We start from the raw sequence: 18,585 nt of genomic DNA, 5'->3' as shown, positions 1-18,585 counted from the left end.
ACAATTGACCAGAACATTATACGGGAGTTTTGTTATGTCTCACACTATTGACCTGACACTGGACGGCCTCTCCTGCGGCCACTGTGTCAAACGCGTTAAAGAAAGCCTGGAGCAGCGTCCTGACGTGGAAAGCGCTGAGGTGACTATCGATCATGCCGCCGTGACCGGCAGCGCCAGCGCCGACGCGCTGATTGATACCATTAAACAGGCCGGTTACGGGGCGGAGTTAAGCCACCCAAAGGCTAAACCGCTGGCAGAGTCATCATCCCCGTCGGAAGCACTGACAGCGGCCACTCCTGAGCTTCCGGTAGCTGATGATATTGATGACAGCCAACAGCTGCTGATCAACGGCATGAGCTGCGCCAGCTGCGTCTCCCGGGTACAAAACGCCTTACAGGCGGTACCGGGCGTCGCACAGGCACGGGTAAACCTGGCGGAGCGTACTGCGCTGGTGATGGGCAGCGCCTCCGCCGCAGAGTTAGTGCAGGCCGTGGAGAAAGCGGGCTACGGGGCGGAGGCCATCGAAGATGATGCCGAGCGCCGCGAGCGCCAGCAGGAAACGGCTGTCGCCACTATGAAGCGTTTCCGCTGGCAGGCGATTGTCGCCCTGCTGGTCGGTATTCCGGTGATGGTGTGGGGCATGATGGGTGACAACATGATGGTCACCGCTGACAACCGCACCCTGTGGCTGGTGATTGGTCTGATTACCCTTGCGGTGATGGTGTTTGCTGGCGGACATTTCTATACCAGCGCCTGGAAGAGCCTGAAAAACCGCACCGCGACGATGGACACGCTGGTCGCGCTCGGTACCGGCGCGGCGTGGCTGTATTCGATGAGCGTGAACGTCTGGCCGCAGTGGTTCCCGATGGAGGCGCGCCATCTCTATTATGAAGCGAGTGCGATGATTATCGGTCTGATTAACTTAGGCCATATGCTCGAAGCCCGCGCGCGTCAGCGCTCGTCGAAAGCGCTGGAAAGATTACTCGATTTAACCCCGCCGACGGCCCGCGTGGTCACGGACGACGGGGAAAAAAGCGTTCCGCTCTCAGAGGTACAGCCGGGAATGACGCTGCGCCTGACCACCGGCGACCGCGTGCCCGTCGACGGTGAAATCACCCAGGGCGATGCCTGGCTGGATGAAGCGATGCTGACCGGCGAGCCGATACCCCAGCAGAAATCTCAGGGCGATGCGGTGCATGCGGGTACGGTGGTACAGGACGGCAGCGTACTGTTCCGCGCCAGCGCGGTCGGGAGCCATACCACGCTGTCACGCATCATTCGCATGGTCCGCCAGGCGCAGAGCAGTAAGCCGGAGATTGGTCAGCTTGCCGATAAAATCTCCGCCATTTTTGTGCCGGTGGTCGTCGGTATTGCCCTGCTGAGCGCGGCGATCTGGTATTTCTTCGGCCCGGCGCCGCAGATTGTCTACACCCTGGTGATCGCCACCACGGTGCTGATCATCGCCTGCCCTTGTGCTCTTGGTCTGGCCACGCCGATGTCGATTATCTCTGGCGTCGGACGCGCCGCCGAATTTGGCGTACTGGTCCGGGATGCTGACGCCCTGCAACGGGCAAGCACGCTGGACACCCTTGTCTTTGATAAAACCGGCACGCTCACCGAGGGCAAACCGCAGGTGGTGGCCGTCAGTACCGTTGGCTGTACGGAGACGGACGCCCTGCGCCTTGCCGCCGCGCTGGAACAAGGTTCCAGCCACCCGCTGGCGCGCGCCATCCTGGAGAAAGCCGGTGATGGCCGTCTGCCGCAGGTCAGCAACTTCCGCACCCTGCGCGGTTTAGGGGTCAGCGGTGAAGCCGAAGGCCATACGCTGCTGCTGGGCAACCAGGCACTGCTGACTGAACACGGCGTTGATATGTCCGCGCTGGACGCAGAGCTAAACGCGCAGGCCTCTCAGGGCGCGACGCCGGTTCTGCTGGCGAGGGATGGTCAGGTGGCGGCGCTGCTGGCCGTGCGCGATCCGTTGCGCCAGGACAGCGTAGATGCCTTACAGCGCCTGCACCGCGCGGGCTATCGTCTGGTGATGCTGACCGGGGACAACCCGACCACCGCCAACGCCATTGCGAAAGAAGCCGGTATTGATGAGGTGATCGCGGGCGTGCTGCCGGACGGCAAAGCGGACGCCATCAAGAACCTGCAAAGTCAGGGTCGCCAGGTGGCGATGGTGGGCGACGGCATCAACGACGCCCCGGCGCTGGCGCAGGCTGACGTAGGCATTGCGATGGGCGGCGGGAGCGATGTCGCCATTGAAACCGCGGCGATCACCCTGATGCGCCACAGCCTGATGGGGGTGGCGGATGCGCTGGCGATTTCGAAAGCCACGTTGCGCAACATGAAGCAGAACCTGCTGGGGGCCTTCGTCTATAACTCGCTCGGCATTCCGATTGCCGCCGGGATTTTGTGGCCGCTGACCGGTACCCTGCTGAACCCGGTTGTTGCGGGTGCGGCGATGGCGCTCTCGTCAATTACCGTGGTGAGCAACGCTAACCGTCTGCTGCGGTTTAAACCGAAGGATTGAACCTTGTACCCGTACGCGCTAGCATGAACCTTTCCGATCATGGAGCGCGTATGGGTCTGTTTAATCGTCTAAAAACATCGTTTCGCGCCCTTTTTCCCCGCCGTTATGCCTGGCCCGGTATGGATATTTCGCTTCCGGGCGGGCAGCATCTGCACCTGGTGGGAAGCATTCATATGGGCACGCAGGACATGTCCCCCCTGCCCTCCGGCCTGATTAAACTGCTGAAGCGCGCCGACGCGCTGATCGTCGAAGCCGACATCTCCGGCCATGAATCGCCGTTTGCCGGGCTGGAAAGCGATCGCCCCCTGGCGGAACGTCTTAACGGGACGCAGCTGGCTGAGCTTACCCGTCTTGCGGATGAGACCGGCGTCTCGCTCTCAATGCTCGACACTCTGCCCCTGTGGCAAATTGCCATGGTGCTACAGGCCACCCAGGCGCAGCGCCTGGGGCTGCGCGGCGATTACGGTATCGATTATCAACTGCTGAATGCGGCAAGGGCGCGCAACCTGTCCGTCATTGAACTGGAAGGCACGGACAGCCAGATTGCGCTTCTTCGCCAGCTTCCCGATGACGGCCTGATGCTGCTGGATGATACCCTGACCCACTGGCACACCAACGCGCGTCTGCTGCAAACGATGATTGGCTGGTGGCTGGATGCGCCGCCCGCAGACGGTAAGCTGGCGTTACCGTCGACATTCAGTGAATCGTTGTATGATGTGCTGATGAACGCGCGCAACCAGGCGTGGCGGGAGACACTATATGCCCTGCCTGCCGGTCGTTATGTTGTCGCGGTTGGCGCGTTGCATTTGTACGGAGAAGGGAATTTGCCGTCGCTGCTGAAATAAAAAAATGGCCAATATCTCTATTGGCCCGTCAAAGAGGAATTTCATCGTTTTTATTATACCGAAGTGACCTTCGGCTACGCCGATTGTCGCTCAAAGTAACCATCACTGCCAATACTATTGCGCAAGATGGTGCTATTTTTTAGACAAACGTCAGGCGTATGCTGCTGGTATGAATCGTCTGTCGTAAGAAGGATAGCCATGACTCCCGCCGTTAAATTACTCGAAAAAAACAAAATTTCTTTCCGGATCCACACCTACGATCACGATCCGAACGAAACCAACTTTGGTGATGAAGTGGTGCGCAAGCTGGGGCTGAACGCGGACCAGGTCTACAAAACGCTGCTGGTCGCGGTGAACGGCGATATGAAGCACCTCGCCGTGGCAGTGACGCCCGTCGCCGGACAGCTTGATCTGAAGAAAGTGGCCAAAGCGCTGGGAGCGAAAAAGGTCGATATGGCTGACCCGATGGTTGCGCAACGCACAACGGGTTATCTGGTCGGCGGGATCAGCCCGCTCGGCCAGAAAAAGCGTCTGCCGACGCTGATCGATGCGCCTTCGCAGGAATTTGAGACGATCTATATTTCTGGCGGCAAACGCGGGCTGGATATCGAACTGGCCGCAGGCGATTTGGCGAAAATGCTGGACGCGAAATTTGCGGATATTGCGCGCCGGGATTGAGAAAATTGCCCGGTGGCGCTGCGCTTACCGGGCCTACGATTCAAATGTAGGCCGGGTAAGGCGAAGCCGCCACCCGGCAAAAAAACGCACTACTGCCAGCTCACCTCGCCTTTCGGCTCATACATGTTCACGTCAATCGGTGAATTTTGCTGGATAAACTGCTTCAACACTTCCGCATCAATAAACCCGGTATTTACATAGCCCGGTTTGTTATCGATATGCGGATAGCCGTCGCCGCCGGTGGCGTTAAAGCTTAACGTTGCCAGGCGGTAGGTTTTCGCCGGATCAACCGGTTCGCCTTTGATTTTGAGATCGTTAAGCTTGCCGTCCTTCGCGACGAAGCTGACGTTAGCAAACTGCGGATACGCCCCGGAATCCGGCTTCATCTGCGCCACGGCGGTCAGGTAGTCAATCACCTCCTTCCCGCTCATGTCCGCATAGACCACCACGTTGCCAAACGGCTGCACTTTGAGCACGTCTTTATAGGTGATGTCTCCGCCTTCGATGGAATCACGAATACCGCCGCCGCTCATCACGCCGAAATCCGCATTCGTGCGCGCCATCTGCGCGGCCAGCACCAGACGCCCCATGTTGGTCTGTACAAAGCGGACTTTGCTGCGGTCCCCTTCCAGTCGTCCGTTAAGCGTGCCAATCTTCACGTCCAGCTGCGCTTTCCCTTTGCTCTGGAACGGCGTCAGCAGAGAGAGCATCTGCTGGTTTTCAGCGATCTCTGGCGTGTAGAGTACGCGCTCGCTTTTGCCATCCGGGTAGGTCACTTTCTTCTTCAGGTTGACCGGGATGAGCTGATAGTGCACCAGCTTCATTTCGCCGTTACGGAATTCGAAATCCGCGCGGCCAACGTATTTACCCCACTCGTGGGCCTGTACAATCCAGATCCCGTTCTGACGATCAGGCGCGCACGGCGTGCCGGGCACATAATCTGCCTGCTTTTTATTCTCAGAAGCCATGCAGACCGGATCCTGTGAGTGACCGCCCACAATCATCGCCAGCGAGCCCGCAGGAAGGCTGCGCGCCATCTCCACGTCGCCCGGCGCGTTAGAGCCGTGCTGACCGTTATCGTAATGCCCCATGTGGGTGGTCGCGATAATCACATCCGGTTTTTCATTCTGCTGCAACTCCTGGATCACCAGCTTCGCTTCGTCCGCCGGTTTACGAAATTCGATGTCGGTGAAAAATTCAGGATTACCAATTTTGGCCGTATCGTCGGTGGTTAAGCCGATGACCGCGATCTTCAGATCCTGACGCTTAAACAGCGCCCACGGTTTAAACAGGCGCTCGCCGGTGCTTTTCTGATAAATATTGGCGGAAAGGAACGGGAATTTGGACCACTTCTCCTGCTGGCGCAACACGCTCAGTGGATTATCAAACTCGTGGTTTCCGACCGCCATCGCGTCGTAACCAATTAAATTCATGCCGCGGAAATCAGGCTCGGCATCCTGCAAATCAGATTCCGGTACGCCGGTATTAATATCCCCGCCCGACAGCAGCAGTACGCTGCCGCCCTGGGCCGCGACCTCTTTACGAATGCCGTCCACCAGCGTTTTTTGCGCCGCCAGGCCATATTCACCGTATTCGCTGCGCCAGAAATGGCCGTGATGATCGTTAGTATGCAGAATGGTAATTTTATAGGTTTTATCTTTTTCATACGCCTGCGCGGGCAGGCTTGTTAGCCCCCATGCGGCGATGAGCGCCAGCGCGACGCCACGCTTCATTAACTTCATCTTCTCTCTCCCTGACCCATAGACAAACGCAAAAATTACAGTGACTCACAAGAATAGACAAATAAGTTTTCAGAATTGCGACTTTCTTCAAATGTCACGGACGGGTATGTTAGTCGGATAATAATTACTCCCTGCATCTCTAATAACAAATCGACGTGGTATTTATGGCAATCAGTGAATCAACCCAGCCCGTCCAGGGCGCTCCGGCGTCGCCGCCGAAATCGCGCACTTCCTTTAAAGTATTAGGCGCAATCAGTCTCTCTCATCTGCTCAACGACATGATCCAGTCGCTGATTCTGGCGATCTACCCGCTGTTGCAGTCTGAGTTCTCATTAACCTTCGTGCAGATCGGGATGATCACCCTGACCTTCCAGCTGGCCTCTTCGCTGCTACAGCCGGTGGTGGGCTACTGGACGGACAAATACCCGATGCCATGGTCGCTGCCCATTGGGATGTGCTTCACCCTGAGCGGGCTGGTGCTGCTGGCCATGGCGGGCAGCTTTGAGGCGGTACTGGTTGCCGCGGCGCTGGTGGGAACCGGTTCATCGGTGTTCCATCCGGAATCGTCCCGCGTGGCACGTATGGCCTCCGGCGGACGTCACGGGCTGGCGCAGTCTCTGTTCCAGGTGGGGGGTAACTTTGGTAGCTCCCTCGGTCCTCTGCTGGCGGCGGTAATTATCGCGCCTTACGGCAAAGGCAACGTGGCGTGGTTTGTGCTGGCCGCGCTGCTGGCGATTGTCGTCCTGGCGCAAATCAGCCGCTGGTATGCCGCGCAGCATCGCGTAAATAAGGGAAAACCTGCCGCGAAGATAACCAATCCCCTTCCGCGCAATAAGGTGATCCTTGCCGTCAGCGTGCTGCTGGTGCTGATTTTCTCGAAATATTTCTATATGGCGAGCATTAGCAGCTATTACACCTTCTATCTGATGCAAAAATTCGGATTATCAGTACAAAACGCCCAGTTCCACCTCTTTGCCTTCCTGTTTGCGGTGGCGGCAGGCACGGTGATAGGCGGCCCTGTGGGGGATAAAATTGGACGTAAATATGTCATTTGGGGCTCTATCCTCGGCGTCGCGCCGTTTACGCTTGTTTTACCGTACGCAACGCTGGAATGGACCGGAATATTGACGGTGATTATTGGTTTCATTCTCGCATCGGCATTTTCAGCCATCCTGGTCTACGCGCAGGAGCTGCTGCCGGGACGTATCGGTATGGTTTCCGGTCTCTTTTTCGGTTTTGCCTTTGGCATGGGCGGCCTTGGCGCAGCCGTGTTGGGGATGGTTGCAGACCACACCAGCATCTTCCTGGTCTATAAAATCTGCGCTTTCCTGCCACTTCTGGGGATGTTGACCATATTCCTGCCTGACAATCGTCATAAAGCGTGACTTCACGGCTGCCAAAGTTAAACTTTGGCAGCCGGATAACCTGATGCCATAAGGCTTTCCTCTCCCTCCCCTCAGCAAATTTATCAAAATCTGCCTTTTTTCATGCTTATTGCCTTTTTATTGTGATTTCAACAATTATTCATAAACATAAGCGTAAAAATTGTCATAAACTATTAATCGGCTTTTTGGTATTTGCACCAAAAATGGATCACCCATCGCGAAAGGAGACGGAATGCACCACGCCACACCGCTTATCACCACCATTGTTGGTGGACTTGTGCTCGCTTTTATTCTCGGCATGATTGCCAATAAATTGCGTATTTCGCCCCTGGTAGGCTATTTACTGGCGGGCGTGCTGGCAGGGCCCTTTACGCCGGGTTTTGTCGCTGATACCAAACTGGCGCCTGAGCTGGCGGAATTGGGCGTGATCCTGCTGATGTTTGGCGTCGGACTGCATTTTTCCCTGAAGGATCTGATGGCGGTAAAGTCGATCGCCATACCGGGAGCGATCGCCCAGATAGGGGTGGCGACGCTGCTGGGCATGGCGCTTTCGGCGGTGCTGGGCTGGTCAATCATGACCGGTATCGTATTTGGGCTGTGTCTTTCAACCGCCAGTACCGTGGTGCTGCTGCGCGCGCTTGAAGAGAGACAGCTGATAGACAGCCAGCGCGGGCAAATCGCGATTGGCTGGCTGATTGTTGAAGATCTGGTGATGGTGTTGACGCTGGTACTGCTGCCCGCCGTCGCCGGGATGATGGAAAAAGAGAATATCGGCTTCGCCTCGCTGGCGCTGGATATGAGCATTACCATCGGTAAGGTTGTGGCGTTTATCGCCATCATGATGCTGGTGGGCCGCCGTCTGGTGCCGTGGATCATGTCCCGCAGCGCCGCCACGGGCTCGCGTGAACTGTTCACGCTTTCGGTCCTTGCGCTGGCGCTGGGCATTGCCTTTGGCGCCGTCGAGCTGTTTGACGTCTCCTTTGCGCTGGGCGCGTTCTTCGCCGGGATGGTGCTGAACGAGTCCGAGCTGAGCCACCGCGCCGCGCACGATACCCTGCCGCTACGTGATGCATTCGCAGTGCTGTTCTTCGTCTCCGTCGGGATGCTGTTCGACCCGCTGATCCTCATTCAGCAGCCGCTGGCCGTGCTGGGTACGCTGGCAATCATCATCTTTGGTAAGTCCGTTGCCGCCTTCTTCCTGGTACGGATGTTCGGCCATTCGCCGCGCACGGCGCTGACCATCGCCGCCAGCCTGGCGCAGATTGGCGAGTTCGCCTTTATTCTGGCCGGTCTGGGGATGGCCCTGAACCTGCTGCCACAGGCGGGGCAAAATCTGGTGCTCGCGGGGGCGATCCTCTCCATCATGCTAAACCCGGTATTGTTTGCCCTGCTGGAAAAATATCTCGAGAAGACCGAAACCCTCGAAGAGCAAACCCTGGAAGAGGCGATTGAGGAGGAGAAACAGATCCCGGTGGATATCTGCAACCACGCGCTGCTGGTCGGTTTTGGCCGCGTCGGCAGCCTGCTCGGTGAGAAGCTGATGGCCCAGGGCATTCCGCTGGTGGTGATTGAGACGTCACGCACCCGCGTCGACGAGCTTCGCGAGCGCGGCATCCGCGCGGTGCTGGGCAACGCGGCTAACGAAGAGATTATGAATCTGGCGCATCTGGACTGCGCCCGCTGGCTGTTACTCACTATCCCGAACGGTTACGAGGCTGGCGAGATTGTCGCCACAGCCCGTGAAAAATGCCCGCATATCGAAATCATTGCCCGCGCCCATTATGATGACGAAGTGGAGTACATCACCGAGCGCGGCGCGAACCAGGTGGTGATGGGTGAGCGTGAGATTGCGAATACGATGCTGACAATGCTGACGAAACCGCCGGTTGAAGAGGCGGTGACGGGTTAAGTTTTGTGCGGCCTGATGCCCTCACCCTGGCCCTCTCCCACAGGGAGAGGGAACAAACACTAAAAACGGCAACCACAGGTTGCCGTTTTGCTTTTACCTGTCCCAATACGCCTCTTCGAGGCTGTCTTCCCGTTCCGGCAGCCCCCGCGTTAAGCGCGGTGAATGCTGGTTCAGCACCTGATAACTCACGCGGTTCGCGTACTTGCACACCTGCGCCAGCGAGGAGTAGGTCAGCCAGTTGAAGGTGTGCTTGCTGGAATTCGGCACATTGGTTTTGTGGTAGGCGTTGGCGGTGATGTCGTGCAGCAGCGCGGCCAGCGCGCCGTCGCCCGCGCCGTTGGTGTTCATGATCTTCTCGGGGCCACCCATATACGGTGCGATGTGGGAGAAGATACGCAGCGGGTTGATGCAGTCTTTATGACGCATGGCGCGGCTGAACTCGTACTGGTTAAATTCGGCGATTGCGCCCGGCAGCAGCGGGTGCTGGGTTTTCCGCTTGCTCTCTTCTTCCGTGAAGCCCGCCATATACAGCCCGACCGGCCCGGCGGTGCAGAGCACCAGATCTACCCAGTCCAGCGCCTTATCAGACGCCAGCAGCGGATCGCTTTCGCCGGTCAGCGCTTCGGCTTCTTCTTCATTCATCGCCAGAATCGAGACGTGTTCTTTCAGGAAGGCCTGCCACCACTCCGGGTTGTCGGCAATGACGAATTTGGTGCCCAGCGTCAGAACCACAGGCACGTTGTATTTCTTCGCGTACTCAATTGCCTTCATGGTTGCGTCCGGCATTGGTTCGCCCGGCTTGCAGCGCACCAGATAGGAGGTCAGTACCAGCGCAGACGCGCCCGCGATCACCTCTTCCGGGATACTTTCAGCGCGCAGCTTGTTCATATGGCCGGGGCTGATGGCAAAGGTACGCTCGCCGGAATCGCTTATCAGCGTAAAGCAGCGGCCAATCGGCCCGTCAACGCCCTGCAAATAGTTCAGATCGGTGCGGCTGGAGGTATTGCACAGGTAGCGGTAGGCATAGCCACCGATTTCGATATTGCTGCACATCACGCCAAGCAGCACCGAGCGGTCGTCTGCCAGTACGGAGTAGTTGTGCATGGTGTTGCCGATGGTGCCGCCGGCAAACTGGTGGGTGATAAGATTTTCGCGCACCAGCTCCTGATACAGCGCTTCGGCAACGTCATCCTCAATCACCAGCGAGTGCCCGGCGCTCAGACCGTAACGTGCGACAAACGCATCATCCACTTTGGCTTCAATGTCCACCAGCGTCTGATCGATACCGACCACCCAGGCAGCGCTGGTTTCGCTTTCCTGCTGAATTTGCTGTAACAGCGGATCGCGGGCATCGACGGGGAAATAGTGTTTGGACTTACGTTTACCGGGAAATTTCATGGTCTGAACTGTGCAAAGAATACGGGCCGGGAATGGTAGCACAAACCCGGCCCGTAACGCGATCAGCGGCGGGTGGTGACCAGTGACACCATCATGTCGATGTGTTCAGGGGAGTCGTTAAGCGCAGGAATGTATTCGTATTTCGTTCCGCCCGCCTCCATAAAGAACTCTTTGTTCTGGACAGCAATCTCTTCCAGCGTTTCCAGACAGTCCGCCGAGAAGCCCGGCGACATCACCTGAATGTGCTTCACGCCCTTCTCGCCCAGCATCTTAAGCGTTTCATCAGTATACGGGGTGAGCCACGGTTCACGGCCGAAGCGCGACTGGAAGGTCATCATCACCTTCTCAGGCGGCAGGCCGAGGGCGGAGACCAGCTCGCGGGTGGTATCGCGGCAACGCTGGGGGTAATCATCCCCTTCGTTCGCGAAACGCTGCGGAATACCGTGATAGGAGAGCAGCAGCAGATCCGGCTCGCCGTGTTTTTCAAACGACGCGCGCGCGCTGCTGGCAAGCGCCTGAATGTACAGCTCGTTATCGGCGTAGTCGCGGATAAAGGTGATACCCGGTATACGGCGGCGGGTCGCCAGAATGCGCGCCAGTTCGTCCCAGACGGCAGCTACCGTGGAGCACGAATACTGCGGATAAAGGGCCAGCACCACAATGTGTTCAACGCCCTGCGCCAGCAGAGAGTCGACGGCGCTTTCCAGGGACGGCTTACCGTAGCTCATGCCGAGCGCAACGGGCATGTCCGGCAGGCGGGCGGCCAGCGCCTTCTCCTGACGACGGCTGTACACCATCAGCGGCGAGCCCTCTTCCATCCACACGGACTGATAGAGCTTTGCCACACGCGGGGAACGAATCGGCAGAATGACGCCACGCAGCAGTGGCCACCACAGCAGTCTTGGGGTATCCACGACGCGCGTGTCGCTTAAAAATTGTCGCAGGTAGCGTTTGACCGCCGCTGGAGTAGGTGCTTCTGGGGTGCCCAGATTGGCAAGCAGGATGCCGGTTTTCGCCTGACTCATTCACGCCTCTTAACCATTTGATAGGCTGTCAATTGTAGCGGAAATGCGTTTAAACGAAACCCATTGCTGTAATAGGTAAGATGAGAATTTTTCTCACCCGGGGCTCCGGGTGAGAGAGGTGCGCTTAGCCGAGGATTTTTTCCAGCTCTGCACGTACGTCAGCCACGGCTTTGGTGCCGTCCACTTTCGCGTATTTGGTGTTACCCGCCTGCGCTTCTTTGGTGTAGTAGCCGATCAGCGGTGCGGTCATCTGATGGTATTCCACCAGGCGTTTACGCACGGTTTCTTCCTGATCGTCTTTACGGGTGGTCAGCTCTTCGCCGGTCACGTCGTCTTTGCCTTCAACCTTAGGTGGGTTGAATTTGATGTGGTAAACGCGGCCAGAAGCAGCGTGTACGCGACGGCCAACGATACGGTCAACGATCAGCTCGTCTGGTACGTCGAACTCCAGCACGTAATCCACGTTGATGCCCGCTTCTTTCATGGCGTCAGCCTGAGGAATGGTGCGCGGGAAGCCGTCCAGCAGGAAACCGTTACGGCAGTCTTCCTGAGCAATGCGCTCTTTAACCAGCGCGATAACCAGTTCGTCGGTCACCAGTTTGCCTGCGTCCATGATGTCTTTCGCTTGTTTACCCAGCTCGGAGCCAGATTTAACAGCGGCGCGCAGCATGTCACCGGTGGAGATTTGCGGAATACCGTATTTCTCCATGATGAACTGAGCCTGAGTTCCTTTACCCGCGCCCGGAGCGCCAAGCAGAATAATACGCATTGCGAAAATCCCCTCAAAAGTCGATTCAATTTTTCAAAAAGCGCTAAACAATACCACCAGAACGGGTATGGCTCAAGGAAGGCGGGAAGGCTGAAACGGTTAACGGGGGGAGATAATTTGGCTTCGTGCGGTCTGGTGCCCTCACCCTAACCCTCTCCCACAGGGAGAGGGAACTCTTTCACCCTCTCCCTGTGGGAGAGGGCCGGGGTGAGGGAAGATTACGCCAGCAGCAGCGCATTCACACGTTTAATGAACAGGTTAGGATCTTCCAGCGTACCGCGCTCGGCCAGCAGGGACTGATCCAGCAGCAGTTCAACCCACTCCGCAAAGCGGGCGTCGTCCTGGGTATCCGCCGCACGTTTCACCAGCGGGTGATCCGGATTAAGCTCAAAGATATATTTCACTTCCGGCACGGCCTGGCCCGCCGCAGCGAACAGTTTCGCCATCTGGGTGCTCATTTCGTCCGCATCGGTGGTGACAATGGCTGGCGTATCGGTCAGACGGTGCGTGAAGCGCACCTCTTTCACGCGGTCGCCCAGCAGCGTTTTAACGCGCTCAACGAACGGCTCCAGCGCCTTCTCGGCTTCTTTCGCGCTGTCGTCCACTTCATCCGCCAGCTTATCGATAGACTCGTCGGCTTTGGCAACGGACTGGAAGGATTTACCGTCGAACTCGGTCAGGTAGTTCATCATCCACTCGTCGATGCGGTCAGACAGCAGCAGCACTTCGATGCCTTTCTTACGCAGCAGTTCCAGATGCGGGCTGCTCTTCGCTGCCGCATAGCTGTCGGCGGTGATGTAGTAGATCTTCTCCTGCCCTTCTTTCATGCGGGAGACGTACTCTTCCAGCGACACGGTCTGGGCGGAGGAGTCGTTGTGCGTAGAGGCGAAGCGCAGCAGTTTAGCGATAGCTTCCACGTTCGCAGTATCTTCCGCCGGACCTTCTTTCAGCACCAGGCCAAACTGTTTCCAGAAGGTCTGGTATTTTTCCGCATCGTCCTTCGCCAGTTTTTCCAGCATCTGCAACGCACGTTTGGTCAGGGCGTTGCGCAGGTTACGGGTGACGGTGCTGTCCTGAAGAATTTCACGGGAGACGTTCAGCGGCAGATCGTTGGAGTCTATCAGGCCACGCACAAAGCGCAGGTAGTTCGGCATGAACTGCTCGGCGTCGTCCATAATGAACACGCGCTGCACGTACAGCTTCAGGCCGTGCTTGTGATCGCGGTTCCACATGTCCCACGGCGCCTGCGCCGGAATGTACAGCAGGCTGGTGTACTCCTGTTTCCCTTCCACACGGTTGTGGCTCCAGGTCAGCGGATCGGTGAAGTCGTGGGCGATGTGCTTGTAAAACTCGTTGTACTCGTCGTCTTTAATTTCAGCTTTATTACGCGTCCACAGCGCCTGCGCCTTGTTGATTTTTTCCCAGGAAACCACGGTTTCGCCGTCTTTCTCTTCCTGTTTTTCAATCTCAACCGGCAGCGCAATATGGTCGGAATATTTGCTAATAATGGAGCGTACGCGCCAGTCGTTCAGGAAATCGTCTTCGCCTTCACGCAGGTGCAGGGTGATTTCGGTGCCGCGATCCGCTTTGGTGATGTCATCAACGGTGTACTCGCCTTCACCTTTAGACTCCCACAGCACGCCGTTCTCGGCGCTGTCGCCCGCGGCGCGGGTGCGCACGGTGACTTTGTCCGCCACGATGAACGCCGAGTAGAAGCCTACGCCGAACTGACCGATCAGCTGGCTGTCTTTCGCCTGGTCAGAGCCCATGGACTCAAGGAACGCTTTGGTGCCGGATTTGGCGATGGTTCCGAGGTGGTCAATCACCTCGTCGCGGTTCATCCCGATGCCGTTATCGGCGATGGTCAGGGTGCGGTTCTCTTTATTAAACGAGACGCGCACGCGCAGCTCGCCGTCGCCTTCATACAGTTCCGGGTTAGACAGCGCGCGGAAGCGTAGCTTGTCCGCCGCATCCGAGGCGTTGGAAATCAGCTCACGCAGGAAGATTTCTTTGTTGGAATACAGGGAATGGATCATCAGGTGCAGAAGCTGTTTTACTTCTGACTGGAAACCACGGGTTTCTTGTCCTTTCATCTAAGTCGACCTCAACAATGCCATTTAATGGGGTTGTAAAACGTTGAGTGAGAGATGGGGATAAGGGGAGGAATTTTCAAGCGGAGGCCGCGCGCGCAGCCTCCGTTTGGTCAGAAAATAATCTTGTGACGTCCGGCCAGCGAGTGTGACAGCGTGGTGCCGTCGACCATCTCCAGCTCACCGCCGACCGGCACGCCGTGGGCGATGCGGCTGGCGTCAACGCCGTACTGCGCGCACAGTTCGGCGATGTAGTTGGCGGTTGCCTCCCCTTCCACCGTCGGGTTGGTGGCGAGGATCACCTCTTTGATGGTTTCCGACTCCAGGCGCTGCTCCAGGCGATCGAGACCGATATCGTCCGGGCCGATGCCATCCAGCGGGGAGAGATGCCCCATCAGCACGAAATAGCGGCCGGAAAACTGCCCGGTTTGTTCGATGGCGTAGATGTCCGCCGGACTCTCCACCACGCAAATCTGACCGTTTTCCTGACGACGCGGGTTCGTGCAAATGTTACATACGTCCTGCTCGGTAAAGGTCCGGCAATCCGCACAGTGGCCAATTTCTGACATGGCGCGGGTCAGAGCCTGCGCCAGGCGCATCCCGCCGCTGCGGTCGCGCTGCAATAGCGTAAATGCCATACGCTGCGCCGACTTCGGGCCAACGCCCGGCAGGCAGCGCAGTGCTTCCATTAACTGCGTGAGCAGCGGACTGGTTTGCATCAGAATGGCATCTTAAAGCCCGGCGGCAGTTGCATACCGCTGGAAACAGAGGCCATTTTCTCTTTCTGGGTTTCGTCGATACGGCGAGCGGCATCGTTAAACGCGGCTGCAACCAGATCTTCCAGCATCTCTTTGTCGTCTTCGAGCAGGCTCGGGTCGATTTCAACGCGACGGCAGTTATGCGCACCGTTGATGGTCACCTTGACCAGACCGGCACCGGATTCACCCGTGACTTCCAGCTGAGCGATCTCTTCCTGCATCTTCTGCATTTTTTCCTGCATCTGCTGAGCCTGCTTCATCAGGCCACCCAGACCGCCTTTTCCACCAAACATAGGCTTCTCTCTTCTTTCACGTTAAGGATTACAACCGTAAGTCAGACTCACGATCAAATGGGGCGAATACTCTCTTCATCCAGATCGGCGTCGAAGAACCGACGCAGGGTCTGGATGTTGTTATCCGCAATTATCGCCTCGCGCGCCTGCGCGAGCTTCTCTTCATAAATGGCCTGACGCCACTCGAGCGGCGTTTTCACCGCCGGATTATCATCTTCAATGATAGTCAATTCAACCGGTACACCCTGTAATGCGGTAAGCGCCTCGGCCAGCGCCTTTTGCGCGCCAGGGGAGTTGAGGTGCCGCTGGCCAGGGCGCAGGTGCAGACGCACCTGATTACCGTCCTGCTCTTTCCAGGCGTTCAGCGCGACCTGCTCCACCAGCTTCGGCAGTTGCAGTTTGCTGACCTCGGCGGCCCAGGCATCGCGCTCAATGGATTCTTCCGCGAGCTTCGCGGATAGCTCCGGCGTTTTTTCATGCTCCAGCGCCTTTTTCAGCGCTTTTGGCGTGGCGACCACTTCCTTGACCGTTTCAACAACGGTGGTCGCCTTCCAGCGGTATGCCTCTTCTTTCGCCGGGGCTTTTTGCTCGAGCGCGGACGGTGCCGGACGCGACTGCACGCGCTCCGTTACCGAGGCCAGTCGTTCAAGCGCGGCGTTGTTCACCGGCCGCGCTCTTGCAGGCGCTGCCGGTTCACTCTTTTTTGGTTTGGTTGCTCCCTGCGCACGTTGCAACTGGCTTCGTGCGGCAAGCACCGAACTGGTGGCATCCGACAGCGGCACGTTTTGCGGCGGCGGCGATGCCGGTTGCGGTGGCACCTGCTGCGGTGACATTATCGCGGTCGGCGCTACCGGCGCAAAGGACTGCCGGGGCGTTTCCGGCTCCGGCAATGGCTTGCGCGGATGGAAGGCCAGCGCGCGCAGCAGCGTCATTTCAACGCCCATCCGGCGATCCGGTGCAAACGGCAGCTCTTTGCGGCCAATCAGCAGCGTCTGATAATAAAGCTGAACGTCAGCCGGCGGCACGGTGCGCGCAAGTTCACGCATCCGCTGTTCAATGGTCGCCATGTCCGCGCCAATGGCCGACGGAGACAGTTGCAGCATCGCCACGCGGTGCAGCAGGCTGAGCATCTCGACCAGCAGCGCTTCCCACTCAATGCCACGGGCAGCGGCGTCGTTGACGAGGGTCATTACCCGCTCACCGTTGGCGGCAATCATCGCTTCAATAAGCGACAGCGCCTGATCGTCATCCAGCGTGCCGAGCATGGTACTGACCGCGTCGGTGGAGAGTTTACCGTCACCGCTGGCAATCGCCTGGTCGGTCAGGCTCAACGCATCGCGCAGGCTGCCGTCCGCGGCACGGGCCAGCAGTTGCAGCGCACGCGGCTCGTGGACAATGTTCTCTTCATCGAGGATATGCTCAAGCTGAGCGCGGATCTGCTCAACGTCGAGCGCCTTCAGATGGAATTGCAGGCAGCGCGAGAGGATCGTGACCGGCAGCTTTTGCGGATCGGTGGTCGCCAGCAGGAATTTGACATGCGCAGGCGGCTCTTCCAGCGTTTTCAGCAGGGCGTTGAAGCTGTGGCGCGACAGCATGTGCACTTCATCGATCAGATAGACCTTGAAGCGGCCGCGCGCCGGGGCGTACTGCACGTTGTCGAGCAGATCGCGGGTATCTTCCACTTTGGTGCGCGAGGCGGCGTCGATCTCAATCAGATCGACAAAACGCCCCTGCTCGATCTCACGACAGTTGTCGCACACGCCGCACGGGGTGGCGGTGATCCCGGTTTCGCAGTTCAGACCTTTTGCCAGCAGACGGGCAATAGAGGTTTTACCGACGCCGCGGGTGCCGGAAAAAAGATAGGCGTGATGGATGCGACCTAGCGACAAGCCGTTCGCCAGGGCCGTCAGCACATGTTCCTGACCGACAACGTCAGCAAAGGTTTGTGGTCGCCATTTACGGGCTAACACCTGATAACTCATGGGCAGGCTCTGCAACGCTGGAAGGTGAATTAATGGAGGGGAATGCTATCACAACCTCACCCATTGAGCGAGGTTGTGAGATACGGGATTAATGTCCCGGGAATGGCACCAGGCTGTAGCTGGTAATACCCTGTTTTTCCAGGCGCTGCTCGCCGCCGAGATCGAACAGGTTGATGATGAATGCCGCGTCGGTCACTTCCCCGCCCAGACGACGGATCAGCTTCACGGTCGCTTCGATGGTGCCGCCGGTTGCCAGCAGATCGTCCACCACCAGCACTTTGTCGCCTGGCTTGATGGCATCAACGTGAATTTCCAGCTGATCGGTGCCGTATTCCAGCTCATAGCTCTCAGCAATGGTTTCACGCGGCAGTTTGCGCGGCTTACGCACCGGCACAAAACCCACGCCCATCGCCAGCGCAACCGGTGCGCCAAACAGGAAGCCACGGGCTTCAGTACCTACTACTTTGGTGATCCCGGCGTTTTTATAACGCTCAACCAGCAGTTCAATGCTGAGGGCGTACGCTTTCGGGTCTTCCAGCAAGCTGGTGACATCGCGGAAAAGAATGCCAGGTTTTGGATAGTCCTGGATACTTTTGATGCTATTTTTCAGATATTCAAGCTGCTGTGCAGTTGCGGTCATCGGTTTGTGCCTAAATGAAACAGTGTTACTCACGGCGCGCGACGAGTCGGTCAAAGTAACAGTTGTTTAACCTTTGACCAGGCGCACCTGTGCTCGAAAACGGTCGAATTTACTGGCTGCGCGTGATAATTGCAACCGCCATGATGAGGCTTCAGTGCTTTTGTTGCTTTTCATCAACCACGGGGATCCGCCACATAAAGATCAGCAGGCAAACCAGGATCGCCAGCAGCAGAATGCGCACCCACATCATTTTCACCAGCCATAACGAGACGGCGAAGGTGATCAGGATGAAGGCAATGGCGCGCGGCTTAGCCCCGGGCGGCATGGCCCGGTGTTTTTGCCAGTGCCGCAGGTAGCCGCCAAACCACGAGCGGTACAGAAGCCAGTGGTGAAAACGCGGCGACGAGCGGGCGAAGCACCAGGCGGCCAACAGGATAAACGGGGTGGTCGGCAGCAAGGGTAAAACCACACCCAGCGTGCCCAGCACTACCGCGAGCCAGCCAATGATGATTAAAATAGTACGCTGCATAATGCGAAT

General features: G+C 57.7%; 15 protein-coding genes and 1 other annotated feature. Of the genes, 5 read left to right on the top strand and 10 right to left on the bottom strand.

Going from position 1 to position 18,585, the window contains the following annotated elements:
* Window positions 1–34: 34 nt before the first annotated feature.
* From copA to ybaK, 3 genes are all read left to right on the top strand, one after another.
* On the top strand, window positions 35–2,533 hold the full coding sequence (gene copA / locus ACQG0T_RS05305; protein WP_252051329.1) for a copper-exporting P-type ATPase CopA: 2,499 nt from the start codon (window positions 35–37) through the stop codon (window positions 2,531–2,533).
* Window positions 2,534–2,583: 50 nt separating this feature from the next.
* Window positions 2,584–3,378, top strand: coding sequence for a TraB/GumN family protein (locus ACQG0T_RS05300; protein WP_017383220.1), 795 nt, complete (start codon window positions 2,584–2,586; stop codon window positions 3,376–3,378).
* A gap of 198 nt (window positions 3,379–3,576) precedes the next feature.
* Window positions 3,577–4,056, top strand: coding sequence for a Cys-tRNA(Pro)/Cys-tRNA(Cys) deacylase YbaK (gene ybaK / locus ACQG0T_RS05295; protein ID WP_010428207.1), 480 nt, complete (start codon window positions 3,577–3,579; stop codon window positions 4,054–4,056).
* A gap of 89 nt (window positions 4,057–4,145) precedes the next feature.
* Here the strand turns inward: ybaK and ushA are convergent, their stop codons facing one another.
* Window positions 4,146–5,798, bottom strand: coding sequence for a bifunctional UDP-sugar hydrolase/5'-nucleotidase UshA (gene ushA / locus ACQG0T_RS05290; protein WP_017383219.1), 1,653 nt, complete (start codon window positions 5,796–5,798; stop codon window positions 4,146–4,148).
* Between the two features lie 164 nt (window positions 5,799–5,962).
* Here ushA and ACQG0T_RS05285 point away from each other — a divergent pair, with 164 nt between their 5' ends.
* Window positions 5,963–7,183, top strand: coding sequence for an MFS transporter (locus ACQG0T_RS05285; RefSeq protein WP_015571242.1), 1,221 nt, complete (start codon window positions 5,963–5,965; stop codon window positions 7,181–7,183).
* A 232-nt stretch (window positions 7,184–7,415) separates the two neighbouring features.
* A complete protein-coding gene (gene ybaL, locus ACQG0T_RS05280; RefSeq protein ID WP_017383218.1) occupies window positions 7,416–9,092 on the top strand; it encodes a YbaL family putative K(+) efflux transporter in 1,677 nt (558 codons plus the stop codon).
* A 93-nt stretch (window positions 9,093–9,185) separates the two neighbouring features.
* Here ybaL and ACQG0T_RS05275 read toward each other — a convergent pair whose 3' ends face one another.
* The 9 genes from ACQG0T_RS05275 to ACQG0T_RS05235 form a co-directional block, all read right to left on the bottom strand.
* Window positions 9,186–10,490, bottom strand: a complete 1,305-nt coding sequence (locus ACQG0T_RS05275; RefSeq protein ID WP_032104066.1) for an inosine/guanosine kinase — start codon at window positions 10,488–10,490, stop codon at window positions 9,186–9,188.
* Between the two features lie 62 nt (window positions 10,491–10,552).
* On the bottom strand, window positions 10,553–11,515 hold the full coding sequence (hemH, locus tag ACQG0T_RS05270; protein WP_017383216.1) for a ferrochelatase: 963 nt from the start codon (window positions 11,513–11,515) through the stop codon (window positions 10,553–10,555).
* Window positions 11,516–11,639: 124 nt separating this feature from the next.
* Window positions 11,640–12,284, bottom strand: coding sequence for an adenylate kinase (adk, locus tag ACQG0T_RS05265; RefSeq protein WP_006809841.1), 645 nt, complete (start codon window positions 12,282–12,284; stop codon window positions 11,640–11,642).
* A gap of 218 nt (window positions 12,285–12,502) precedes the next feature.
* Window positions 12,503–14,377: a molecular chaperone HtpG gene (htpG, locus tag ACQG0T_RS05260; RefSeq protein ID WP_045334444.1), complete on the bottom strand. Its 1,875-nt coding sequence runs from the start codon at window positions 14,375–14,377 to the stop codon at window positions 12,503–12,505.
* 110 nt (window positions 14,378–14,487) lie between these two features.
* Window positions 14,488–15,093 carry a recombination mediator RecR gene (recR, locus tag ACQG0T_RS05255; RefSeq protein WP_006809843.1) on the bottom strand — a complete coding sequence of 202 codons (606 nt, stop codon included), beginning with the start codon at window positions 15,091–15,093 and terminating at the stop codon, window positions 14,488–14,490.
* Complete coding sequence (locus tag ACQG0T_RS05250; protein WP_003858972.1) at window positions 15,093–15,425, bottom strand: YbaB/EbfC family nucleoid-associated protein; 333 nt, start codon at window positions 15,423–15,425, stop codon at window positions 15,093–15,095. Before ACQG0T_RS05250 ends, recR begins: the two co-directional genes overlap by 1 nt.
* A gap of 53 nt (window positions 15,426–15,478) precedes the next feature.
* Window positions 15,479–17,407 carry a DNA polymerase III subunit gamma/tau gene (dnaX, locus tag ACQG0T_RS05245; protein WP_426723747.1) on the bottom strand — a complete coding sequence of 643 codons (1,929 nt, stop codon included), beginning with the start codon at window positions 17,405–17,407 and terminating at the stop codon, window positions 15,479–15,481.
* Window positions 16,085–16,149 (bottom strand) — a sequence feature (DnaX frameshifting element). (Overlaps the previous gene by 65 nt.)
* An 88-nt stretch (window positions 17,408–17,495) precedes the next feature.
* Complete coding sequence (gene apt, locus ACQG0T_RS05240; RefSeq protein ID WP_000127359.1) at window positions 17,496–18,047, bottom strand: adenine phosphoribosyltransferase; 552 nt, start codon at window positions 18,045–18,047, stop codon at window positions 17,496–17,498.
* A gap of 151 nt (window positions 18,048–18,198) precedes the next feature.
* Entirely contained in the window at window positions 18,199–18,576 is a 378-nt protein-coding gene (locus tag ACQG0T_RS05235) for a DUF454 family protein (RefSeq protein WP_015571246.1), read from the bottom strand.
* Between the last annotated feature and the right edge of the window lie 9 nt (window positions 18,577–18,585).

It is taken from the genome of Enterobacter cloacae complex sp. 302F9, from assembly GCF_050030335.1.
Classification (GTDB): Bacteria; Pseudomonadota; Gammaproteobacteria; order Enterobacterales; family Enterobacteriaceae; genus Enterobacter; species Enterobacter hormaechei_C.
Note: the sequence above shows the minus strand (reverse complement) of the source record. Positions and strands in the feature narration are given on the sequence as shown.